Annotated in this window: 7 protein-coding genes and 1 pseudogene; 1 reads left to right on the forward strand and 7 read right to left on the reverse strand. The window is 45.4% G+C overall.

Going from position 1 to position 11184, the window contains the following annotated elements; translation table 11 throughout:
• Positions 1 to 226: 226 nt before the first annotated feature.
• The 7 genes and pseudogenes from MC7420_RS21380 to MC7420_RS43450 all read right to left on the reverse strand — a co-directional run.
• Positions 227 to 1657, reverse strand: a complete 1431-nt coding sequence (locus tag MC7420_RS21380) for a hypothetical protein (RefSeq protein ID WP_006102916.1) — start codon at positions 1655 to 1657, stop codon at positions 227 to 229.
• 652 nt (positions 1658 to 2309) lie between these two features.
• Positions 2310 to 6353, reverse strand: coding sequence for an HsdR family type I site-specific deoxyribonuclease (locus MC7420_RS42760; RefSeq protein ID WP_006103043.1), 4044 nt, complete (start codon positions 6351 to 6353; stop codon positions 2310 to 2312).
• 20 nt (positions 6354 to 6373) lie between these two features.
• The gene (locus MC7420_RS35525) at positions 6374 to 7609 is read right to left on the reverse strand and encodes a restriction endonuclease subunit S (RefSeq protein ID WP_006102826.1); all 1236 of its coding nucleotides are present in this window, start codon (positions 7607 to 7609) and stop codon (positions 6374 to 6376) included.
• Positions 7610 to 7692: 83 nt separating this feature from the next.
• Positions 7693 to 8028 (reverse strand): XisI protein, encoded by a 336-nt coding sequence (locus MC7420_RS21395; protein ID WP_006102846.1) that lies wholly within the window; start codon positions 8026 to 8028, stop codon positions 7693 to 7695.
• The gene (locus tag MC7420_RS21400; RefSeq protein WP_044208776.1) at positions 8016 to 8432 is read right to left on the reverse strand and encodes a XisH family protein; all 417 of its coding nucleotides are present in this window, start codon (positions 8430 to 8432) and stop codon (positions 8016 to 8018) included. Before MC7420_RS21400 ends, MC7420_RS21395 begins: the two co-directional genes overlap by 13 nt.
• Positions 8433 to 8546: 114 nt before the next feature.
• Positions 8547 to 8837, reverse strand: a complete 291-nt coding sequence (locus tag MC7420_RS21405) for a nucleotidyltransferase family protein (RefSeq protein ID WP_006103003.1) — start codon at positions 8835 to 8837, stop codon at positions 8547 to 8549.
• Positions 8816 to 10015, reverse strand: a pseudogene (locus MC7420_RS43450) (N-6 DNA methylase); the annotation flags it as partial. The gene MC7420_RS21405 and the pseudogene MC7420_RS43450, both read right to left, overlap by 22 nt.
• A gap of 143 nt (positions 10016 to 10158) precedes the next feature.
• Between MC7420_RS43450 and MC7420_RS38370 the strand changes: the two are divergent.
• Entirely contained in the window at positions 10159 to 11067 is a 909-nt protein-coding gene (locus MC7420_RS38370) for a hypothetical protein (RefSeq protein WP_006103085.1), read from the forward strand.
• The last annotated feature ends 117 nt before the right edge of the window (positions 11068 to 11184 follow it).

An 11184-nucleotide genomic window follows, 5' to 3' on the forward strand; every position in this document is an offset into this window, starting at 1 on the left:
ACGGTAGGGGCACGGCACTGCCGTACCCCTACCATAAATGGCGTTTGTGCTGGATATGACAGTTTCAGATACCCGACTTCTGAGAGAAATCGGGTATCTTATTGGCGAGTTATAGCAACCGCCATGGCTGTTAGGACACATCATTTATGTAGAGACGCGCCATGGCGCGTCTCTACAATGGTGCCGAACGTCCTAATCGATGTGTCTATTGCTATACAACAAGTGCCTAGTAGAGGGATTTGATATCAACTTTGAAATGGGCAATTAGGGTCATCCGTTCGTAGGACAAGAAGTACAGATGCAACAGTTCTGGGTCATCTTGATCCCGATGCATGACCACACCATCTAGGGCAACTTTGTGATGGTCAATCCACCCGCCCTTAGAATCCAGTAATACGCTGAAATAAGGACTCTTATCGGGATGGTTGGCTTTCAGTTCTTCGTAGTCTTGATAGAACGGAGGAATGCCAATCCCTAGGGGCATATATAACCCGTTGTTGTAGTTTTCTACCGGTAACTGCGGTAGGTCTTTGATATTGACACCACTAATAAACAACTTGTTCTGTTCATTAGTTTTCGTATCCGTGAACGTCAACTCCAGTTCCTGTAAGGTTTCATCGACACCTACAGGGTCAATATTCCGGAGAACGGCTTTGTCAAATTGACCAATGCGCCAGAATTCATTTCCCCAAGGTTTATCTGTATTGTAGTATCCAGGGGGAACAAAGGAGCCAAATTGAATCTCATGTTCACCGCTATAGAAATCGCCCCAGGTTTGCAAGTTATTGGCGAGAACGGTTCGGACTTTACGGACTTGCTCACCGGACGCAATTATTTTTTCATCTAGGGGGAAATCGGCTTGAACCTCTTGCTCATCGATGACATTTCGCAGCAAGTCAGTTTTGACCACGGTGCCACTGGGATCTTGCCAATGTTCCATGCGTCGCCAGTATTTCCAATAGGATATGTTGTTGATTTTTTCAAAGACTTGCTTGTAAATTCCCAAGGGAAAGTCGAACCATCCTTGGTAGTACATGGCTTTATTGCCATCTTCTTGTGTGGTGAGAATAACTTCCCACAATCCACCATTGATGCAATTATTGGCTAAGGCGACTTGGTAGAGGTTTTCTTTTTCAAAGCCATCGCCGCCACTAATTTCAATATGCTCGGAGTCAGCCGGAAAACTGACCTGTTGACGGTTCCATTCGCGGTCAGTAAAGGCAATGACTTCTAAGCCTTCATCGTTTTTAGTCCATTCAGGGACTTTCGGGGTCAAAAGTTCTAAGTCAATATTTTTAATAACGATTTTAGCGGTGTGGTCGTTATTCGGTTCTAGGACAAAATCGACATGGGTGTCATCCCGTTTGACAACGGTTAAGGTGCGATCGTTATAGCGGCGGAATTTTTTACTTAAACCTGATGTGTTGGCGGGATATTGAGTATTGGTTAATTCCTTGAGATTAACCTCCATTGCATCGCTGACTTTATATCGAGTGGTCTGTCGATACGCCAGTCCAGCTCCTCCTAAACCAATTACACCAATACATACGGCAAGGGTGCCAATTAAAATTTTATTCCTTGTCTTTTTTCGTGTTTTGCTCGCGCTTGAATCGGTGAGATGCGTTGGATTATCTTGAGGCAAAGCCGAGTTTGACATGCAAGTTTCCCTGGTTTTTTCGTTCTGAATAGCATATTAACGAATAAGTTTTAACTTTTGCAACCTCTTTGTATAGTTTTTACCAAACTTCATCATTTCTTTAAAAAAGCAAAAGTATTACTTTACAGTTTTTTTATATAAAATGATTCATTTTGACTTGAATAATTAGGCAAAATAAGCGGCAAAAGCAATAGATGTAGGGAGTCTAAACGTCAAAAACGCTATATATAGTGTTTTTACCGAAACGAGGCTGATTTACCGGAAAATGGCGGAAAACCCTTAAGAACTAACAATAATTGTTCGTTTTGGGGGATAGCCTCTACCTTCAGACAGAAGACGGAATTGTGAAAATAACTCAAAGTATATTTAAGCAAACACTCGTAAAATAAAAATTTTAATTAAGAGAATACTAATAGTTTTATTTGTGTGTTATAATTATCTTCTTTAGATTAGCTAGTTTCTGAATTTGTCGGCAAAATTAGATAGTTTTAGTATTACACTTTCAGTGTTAATACAAGACAGTTTGTGATATATTGCAATATATTGATATGTCGAGCAATAGACGAAATATAGACGACACAAGGGTTGTGAATTTGTCCTCTAAGTTCTTCCTACGCAGAGTCGGTGTAAGACAGATATGGAAATTTTTGTATTACAGTAGTCCTGACTCTGTAAATACTTTGGCTTGCTCTAAGACCAGTTCAATCGCCAACGCTTGCATATCTGGCGGATAGCCATATTGTCGCAGTAAACGCTTCACCATCACTTTCATCCTCGCCCTAGCGCTTTCTTTAAGATTCCAGTCGATAGAGGCATTTTTACGAATGCGGCTGACTAAAACCCGTGCTAATTCCCGCAGTTGGTCAACTCCCATCACGTCTTGAGCGCTTTGGTTTTGGGCGAGGGCATCATAAAAAGCGAGTTCGTAGGGTTCTAGTCCTAAGTCTTCCCCGCGTTGGGTTGCGGCTTGCACATCCCGCGCCATCTGGAGCAATTCTTGAATCACATCAGTTACGCCAATCACTTGATTTTGATAGCGACGCAATGTGTTTTCGAGCATTTCAGCGAGTCTGCGACTTTGAACAATGTTCGTCCGGCTTTTGGCTTTAACTTCTTCTTTGAGAAGCTTTTTTAACACCTCAACGGCGAGGTTTTGGTGTTCCATACCTTCGACTTCGGCTAAAAACTGTTCGGAGATAATCGAAACGTCGGGGTTTTGAATGCCTGCTTCGTCAAAGATGTTAACGACGGTATCGGATACTAGGGCTTGGTCAACCACTTGACGAATAGCGGTTTCTAGTTCTCGATTGCTGAGACTACCATCGCTGGGTTCGAGCTTTCGCAAGCTGGCTTGAATGGCTTGGAAGAATGAGACTTTTTCCGCTTGGGCGATCGCGTGGGGATGGTGAGCAATCAAGGCATAACTCCGCGATAAGGCGGTAACAGCGTCTAAAAATCGCCCTTTAATGTCTGGATGAGCGGCATAATTGGTCGCTCCTTTGAGAATATTTAGCTTTTCGGCAATTTCAGCGCTGAAATAAGAGGGGTAGTCGTAATCAGCGAGGATTTGCTCGACGATTTCCAGTTGGGTTAAAAATAAGCCTAGGGCGACGTCTTGGTCGAGGGTGAGTTGACCTTTACCGCCGCTTTGGGAATAAAAGGATAATGCTTTTTTGAGTTCGCTGGCGACGCCGAGATAATCGACGATTAAGCCGCCTTGCTTTTCATAGTAAACTCGGTTGATTCGGGCGATCGCCTGCATTAAATTATGCCCTTTCATGGGCTTATCCATATACATGGTGTGGAGACAAGGGGCATCAAATCCGGTCAGCCACATATCGCAGACAACCACCAGTTCGAGGTCGTTTTCGGGATCTTTGAGTCGTTGGGCGAGAATTTGGCGATCGCGTTTACTGGTGTGATGTTGTACCAGATTGCCTTGATCGGAAGCACTAGCGGTCATTACGACTTTGATTTTGCCGTGGTTAAGGTCGTCACTATGCCAATCAGGACGCCGTTGAATCATGTTGTCGTAGAGGTTGGCGGCAATTTGACGGCTGAGGGTGACAATCATCCCTTTGCCGCGATTGGCGGTTTGGCGTTGTTCAAAGTGGGTGATGATATCATGGGCGATGGTGGTAAGACGTTGGCTCGACCCGACAATCGCTTCAATTTGGGTTTGTTTGGCTTTGGCTTTTTGGGTGGTGTTGAGGTCTTCAAAGCTGAGATCTTCGTCGAGTTCGTCGAGTAATTCCCGCCCTTGGGCGTCGAGATCTACTTGGACTAAGCGGCTTTCGTAGTAAATGGGGACGGTTGCGCCATCTTTAACGGCTTGGGCAATGTCGTAGATATCAATATAGTTACCGAAGATTTCCGGGGTGTTTTTGTCGCTTTGTTCGATGGGGGTTCCGGTGAAACCGACAAAGGTGGCGTTGGGGAGGGCATCGCGGATATATTTGGCGAAGCCATAGCGGGTGGCTTTGCCGAGGATGTTACCTTCTGCGTCTTTGAGGGTGACTTGTTTGGCTTTGAATCCGTATTGACTGCGGTGGGCTTCGTCGGCTAAAACAACAATGTTGGCGCGATCGCTAATTTTGGGATAAAGGGTTTCGCCGTCTTCGGGGGCGAATTTCTGAACGGTGGTAAACACAATCCCCCCAGAGGCGACGTTGAGGAGTTCCCGCACAGCTTGGCGGTTTTCGGCTTGTTGGGGGTCTTGACGCAGCAGTTGACGACAGCCGGCGAAGGTATCAAAGAGTTGGTCGTCGAGGTCGTTGCGATCGGTCAAGATAACTAGGGTGGGGTTATCTAAGGCTAAAACGAGTTTACCACTGAGGAAGACCATGGACAGGGATTTTCCGCTTCCTTGGGTATGCCAAAGGACTCCGCCAGCCCTCTCTCTAGATGTCTCTCCCATGGGGCGATGATCTGCCCTCTCTCTAGATGTCTCTCCCATGGGGCGATGATCTGCCCTCTCCCTAAATCCCTCTCCCACGGGGCGATGATCTGCCCTCTCCCTAAATCCCTCTCCCACGGGGCGATGATCTGCCCTCTCCCTAAATCCCTCTCCCAAAGGGCGAGGGACTTTCATATTCCCCTCTTTCATATTCCCCTCTTTCATATTCCCCTCCCTTTGGGAGGGGTCAGGGGAGGGAAAGGGGTTAGGGGAGGGAAAAGGGTTAGGGGAGGGAAAAGGGTCAGGGGAGGGAAAGGGCAAACCAAGATGCTGAAGGATCGATCGCAAAACCGATTCAAGATCATTGAAAATCGCCTGATTCCGGAAGCGTAGAACTGTATGACCCAGGGATTTAAGATAATTCTCTCTTTCGCGATCGCGTTTTTTTTGTTGGGGTTGTTCATGCACTCCACCATCTAATTCAATCACTAATTGGTGTTGATGGCAGTAAAAATCGACGATGTAATGTCCTATCTGATGTTGGCGACGAAATTTTAGCCCACAGAATCGTTTAGCCCTGACGGTTTCCCAAAATATAATTTCGGCAGGAGTCTGTTTTTTACGGAGTTCTCGCGCTCGTTTGAGTAGTGTTGTTACGGGTAATCCACCCCGATAAGCTGTTGGATTTGCCCTCTCTCTAGATGTCTCTCCCCCAGGGTGATGATCTGCCCTCTCCCTAAATCCCTCTCCCACGGGGCGATGATCTGCCCTCTCCCTAAATCCCTCTCCCAAAGGGCGATGATCTGCCCTCTCCCTAAATCCCTCTCCCAAAGGGCGAGGGACTTTCATATTCCCCTCCCTTTGGGAGGGGTTAGGGGAGGGAAAGGGGCTAGGGGAGGGTAAACCGCACGCTTGCACAATACTTTCAACCGCCTTATTAACGGCGTAATACTGGTGATACGCCCCAATTTTCTTAATAGTTTGCAGATTGACAACCTCGGTTTCCGGGTCTACGGTTTTGGTTTGTTCAAAGACGGTGAAATGGCGGATCAGGTCAAGTAGGGTATGTTTATTCAGCATCCCTTGGGTGAGGATTTCTAGTTCGTTGGTGTCGGGGTTGTTGTCAATTTTACCGTTGGGGAGTTTTTGTTTCCACTGACTAAAGCGGTTATAGTCGGCAGAAAGGGAACCCGCACGGGCTGAAAGTCCATCGGAGATAATCAGCAGGGCGTTATAGGTAAATAAGCTGGGGATTTCCTGTTTATAAGTTTGCAGTTGGTTATAGGCGGCGTAGAGGTTGGCTTTGGTATCGGCGGCGTTTTTTAGTTCGATAACCACTAAGGGTAATCCGTTAATAAATAGGATAATATCGGGGCGGCGGTTGTGGTTGTCTTCAATCACGGTAAACTGGTTAACCGCGAGAAATTCGTTGTTTTCGGGGGTGTCCCAATCAATCAGCCAGAGTTGTTCCCCTTTGGTTTCGCCGTTCTTGGTGTATTCGATGGTGATACCTTCGGTGAGGTAGCGGTGACAGGTTTCGTTGTTGTTGATTAGGTCGGGACTGGCGATGTTTTGTAAGTCCCGTTGGGCTTGATTGCGAATGTCGGGGGGTATGTGGGGGTTAATGCGGCTGATGGCTTGGCTGAGACGGTCTGTCAGCAATACGTCGCTGAAGCTTTGCCGTTCGGGGGTTATACCGTCGGGTTGGATGTCGTAGCCGTTTTTGTAGCTGTAGCCGAGGGCTTGCAGGAGTTGGAGGTTGTAGGCTTCGATTTGGTTTTCGGTGGTTGATTTGCTCATTTGACCGAGAGGTGAAAGAGTTAGGGTTTAATGCGGAGTTTACCGCTCATTAGTTTGGGGAGAAGGAGGTCGCGGGTTTTAGTTAGGGTTTGAAGTTGCCGAGAATTTTGATGAATCTTCTCGCGCATTGGCTCAATAACAGCATGAAATTTAGTCAAATTAAATTTGTCAGGTAGCAAAACATCAGCAATTTCAAAATGTTCTGCTTTGATTGCTGGGTAAGCACTTCCAGAGGCGTTGAAGGTCAGATACTCTACGAAAGATTCGGTCGTTACCCAACTGTACAGGTAAGACGAAGGAATCGAATCTGGCGTCAAAGTTATAAATCCAGTTGAAACAACTAGATTTTCTGGAGGATGAGAGATGAATAGATACGATTTCCGGTTAGGTCGAACCCCTGACCAAATAACATCTCCATGTTTTACTAGCCGTCTAGCTCGACTGGGAGCGTTCTTAAAAAGATATGATGTAGTACCTTCCAACACCCCAATTCCTACCGAGGAGATGTCTACATATTCAATCTCTTTATGTTGGTAGCTTTTACTGATACTTTCGGCATTGACTTTAACGACATCTCCTAACTTCCCAACACGCCAACCTGCGGGGATTTCGCCTAACTCTGACGGTTCCATTGCGCCACCGGAGGATTTGTAGGGCTTGCCGTCGGCGTTGGGGAACTCGAAATCGACGAACCAATGTTTAAATAGAGTTTGCGCGATCGCCTCTAGTGTATCGTTTTGTTTACGGAGGTTTTCAATCTTGCGATCGAGACAAGATAAAACTGATGCTATTTCTTTTTGCTTTTTGACGGATGGAAAAAAAAATTTAATATTTTTAAATGTGCCTAAATTGATATTCTCTTGAACTGATCCTATTGCTAAATTTTGTATTCTTGCTTTTAAAAAAGTTAGTGTGTAAAAAACAAAATTTAAGTCTACTTTTTCTGGATTAGGAATAAAACCTAAAACACTATCAGGAAAACAAGCTGGAAGCTCCAGAATTGCAATTTCTGCAATATTAGCAGCAATCGTGATACATAAAGTTCCTTTATCCCAAAGCTTACTCTGTGCAAGACCAGCTTCAGAATAAGTTTGCCGATAAGTATTTATATACTTATTAGCAGCAGAGATATCACCAGTTTGAATGAAAGGATAAGGGCCACCGTACAAGTGATCCGCCCATCGAGGACGATGCTTAGATTTACCTCTAGCAAGAGTGCCTACATCTGAAAGATAAAATTCGTTCCACTCACTCATACCTCAACCTCCCTTTTCCCAACCATAACTTGATTTCATACAACCTTTCTAATTCCATCCCTTGTAACACCAACCCATCACAACTAACTCACCGCAAACTCAGTATGTGAACGCACCTCTGGCGGATGAAACCCCAACACAATATGACCTTTCGGAATACCTGCCCTCACTAAATCATTCGCAATACCATCCTCTAACCCGTCACGATGAATCCAAACCTTATCGCCAATCACCTCAACATGAACCAAACAACCATGCATCTGTACCTCACCTTCCCAACCTTGCGTAATTAGCAAAAAATTATTCCTATCTTCACTCACAATCAAACGACATCGTAAATCACCGTAAGCATAAGGAATCTCTGTATATTCCTTTAATTCCCCTTGGATGATTTGGCGATATTCCTCTATGGTAGCCATTGCACAATCTCCTGTTTCTGATTATTAAAAATCAATAAATTAACTCGATACTTTTGTCTAATTAACTCACCTAGAGGTTCGTTAAAAATACCTTGATAAGTCATTTGGCGAATCGCTAAATATAACAAATAATTCGGTTGTATTTCCTCTAATATAGCTCGATAAATTAAATATTGCCCTAATGCTTGTTCTAAATCAGCAACAACAGAAGGATTCGTAAACCCTTTAATTTCTACAGCAATCCTTTGTTCTGCTTTCTGGGCGGCAATAAGTTTAGTTACGCCTAAATCAACAAAAAGCTCTCTCACTCCCCATTTTAAGCGTAAAGGATCGTTGGTAATTGTCCATCCTGCTTTAATTAAAGCAGTTTTAACCGCATCATGATAAAAGTCTCGCGCTGGCATTCTGATTTAATTATCCTCCAAATCAACCCCCACCTTTGCCAACTGAATTTTAATCTCCTCCCTCATCTCTAGCTCATCCAAAATCTGCTATAAAGCTATCTTAGTTCAAACTCCCTAGACGGCACGAATTGCCTCCTTTAGCACTGTTTCCCGCAGGTGAGGACGTAGTGAACTAGGAGTACCTACATCGACTGAACAGCCTAGAAGCTCCTCTAAATAAGCTTTCAGGCTAAGTAAAGTAAATAATCCAACTGGGCGCTCAAACTCCACCAAAAAATCCACATCACTGTCTGGGCTAGCCTCATCTCGTGCTACCGAACCAAACAAAAACAACGCTTTGACCGCGAATTTGTCGAGGCGCTCTTTGTGAGCATTTAACTTATCTAGAACCTGTTGCTTGTCCATTCGTTCATCTTCTCCAAATCAAACCCCACTTTTGCTAACTGTACCTTAATCTCCTTATCTAATTGTGCCGCCTCCTGCATCTGCGCCGCCAACTGTGCCGTTAACTCCCCCATTTTCTCCTCAAAAGGTATACCATCATCTTCTTCTTCAGGAATGCCCACATACCGCCCTGGCGTTAACACAAAATTGTGCTTCTGGATATCCGCCAACGTCGCCGACTTACAGAACCCCTTAATATCTTCATAATCCCCCTCCCCTTGGGAGGGGCTAGGGGAGGGCTTCTCTTCCCCTTGGGAGGGGCTAGGGGAGGGCTTCTCTTCCCCTTGGGAGGGGCTAGGGGAGGGCTTCTCTTCCCCTTGGGAGGGGCTAGGGGAGGGCTTCTCTTCCCCTTGGGAGGGGCTAGGGGAGGGCTTCTCTTCCCTTTGAGAGGGGCTAGGAGAGGGCTTCCGCTTCCAAGTATGATACGTCCCCGCAATCTTACCGATATCTTCTTCAGTAAACGCTCGATTGCGACGGTTGACCATATAACCCAACTCTGACGCATCAATAAATAACACCTCGCCCTGACGATTGCGATTCTTATTCCCATTTTTATAACGACTGAGAAACCATAAACAAGCCGGAATTCCCGTGTTATAAAATAACTGAGTTGGTAACATCACAATACAATCGACTAAATCCGCCTCCACCAAAGCTTGGCGAATCTCCCCCTCGCCCCCCGTATTCAACGACAGCGAGCCATTGGACAAGACAAACCCCGCCGCCCCCGTGGGAGCCAGATGATAGAGGAAATGCTGCACCCAGGCAAAATTAGCATTTCCCACAGGCGGTACACCATAACGCCAACGTCCATCTTTTCGCAGCAATTCCCCGCCCCAATCGCTATCATTAAACGGCGGATTAGCAATCACAAAATCGGCTTTTAAGTCCTTGTGAGCATCATTTAAAAACGACCCCTCCGGGTTCCACTTAATATTAGAGCCATCAATCCACCGAATCGCCAAATTCATCCGACAGAGTTTATAAGTGGTTTCATTGCTTTCTTGACCATAGATAGAAATATCATCAATTCGTCCTTGGTGAGCCGCGATAAATTTTTCACTTTGAACAAACATTCCCCCCAACCCACAGCAGGGGTCAAAGACTCGCCCCTGATACGGCTCTAACATTTCTACTAATGCTGGCAATTTTGATAGCGCTACGCGCCAGGGAATAGGGAATAGGGAAAACAAAAAGACAAAGGGGTTTTCATTTGGCTTGTTTTGTTATAACATTATTATATAACAACAAAATACAAGAGCAACACAAACAGAAGAACGCCATGAAACCGTTACCCCCTCAATTCAACAATTCCCATACCCCCGAAACAACAGCCCAGCAAGCGTTAGCGGAATTTGGCATTACCGAACTCCTCTCTCGACTCAAGCATTACCGCGACATTGACTTCGACGCATCGCAAATGCACCTAACCGATGCGGAAGTCAAAATCCTCGCCCAGCTATTTATCCAAGAATTGATTGAAAGCCTCAACGGTAAACTCATCGCTGGTACCTTAAATACCCTGCGTCATGGTGAGGAGATGGAGGAGACATTTACCAATCACGATTTGCCATTCCCCACCCCTCGCTACAAAGAAGGCGATCGCGTTCAGTGGAAAACCGCTAATCCTGACTGGGGCGTCATTCTGGGACGTTTCTATGACTACAATCACCATCAATGGATGGTTTATTACATCATCCAACTCGCCCCTGATTCTCCCAGTGCAGGTTGGGTAACCACGGATACGGCTTCTGAAGCGGATGTGGAAAAAATACCTGATACGGTTGAACCCAATCCAGAGAATGGCAACTCCTACCCTTATCCCACCCATTCTCGCCGGGGGATACCGCCCCTATCTGTACAATGTCCAACTGAACCCTATAATCCCCGACGGCGACACAATCTCCGCCCCATTAACCAGCGGGAAAAATACATTATTGACCTTTATTGTTACTGTGAATTAGGGATGACGCCAAAGCAGTTTTATGCCAAATGGGATGTCACGTATGAGCAATTATCTCATATCTGTTCTCGTTCCTTGGGGACAGTACAGAATTGGTTTAACCGAGGTAAAGGATATTACCCGCCTAAACCCGTTGATTTGCGCCATCTGGCAATCATGGATTTTTTGTTAGAGCATTTTGAAGAAATCCCCCAATCTCTGCTCAACCTGTTGTGTTCGTCTTTTTAGATCAGGTATCAGTTATCAGTTATCAGTTATCAGTTATCGGGAGATGGGGGAACTGGAGCAAATTGTTAGGGGCGGGTTTCACTACTATCTTTTCGGTTACACCCAGATGTAAATAAA

It is taken from the genome of Coleofasciculus chthonoplastes PCC 7420, from assembly GCF_000155555.1.
Classification (GTDB): Bacteria; Cyanobacteriota; Cyanobacteriia; order Cyanobacteriales; family Coleofasciculaceae; genus Coleofasciculus; species Coleofasciculus chthonoplastes_A.

Bases quoted from the DNA above. Each gene is read 5' to 3' on its own strand.
- MC7420_RS21380 (WP_006102916.1), bottom strand. From the start codon at position 1,657: ATGTCAAACTCGGCTTTGCCTCAAGATAATCCAACGCATCTCACCGAT.
- MC7420_RS42760 (WP_006103043.1), bottom strand. From the start codon at position 6,353: ATGAGCAAATCAACCACCGAAAACCAAATCGAAGCCTACAACCTCCAA.
- MC7420_RS35525 (WP_006102826.1), bottom strand. From the start codon at position 7,609: ATGAGTGAGTGGAACGAATTTTATCTTTCAGATGTAGGCACTCTTGCT.
- MC7420_RS21395 (WP_006102846.1), bottom strand. From the start codon at position 8,028: ATGGCTACCATAGAGGAATATCGCCAAATCATCCAAGGGGAATTAAAG.
- MC7420_RS21400 (WP_044208776.1), bottom strand. From the start codon at position 8,432: ATGCCAGCGCGAGACTTTTATCATGATGCGGTTAAAACTGCTTTAATT.
- MC7420_RS21405 (WP_006103003.1), bottom strand. From the start codon at position 8,837: ATGGACAAGCAACAGGTTCTAGATAAGTTAAATGCTCACAAAGAGCGC.
- MC7420_RS38370 (WP_006103085.1), top strand. From the start codon at position 10,159: ATGAAACCGTTACCCCCTCAATTCAACAATTCCCATACCCCCGAAACA.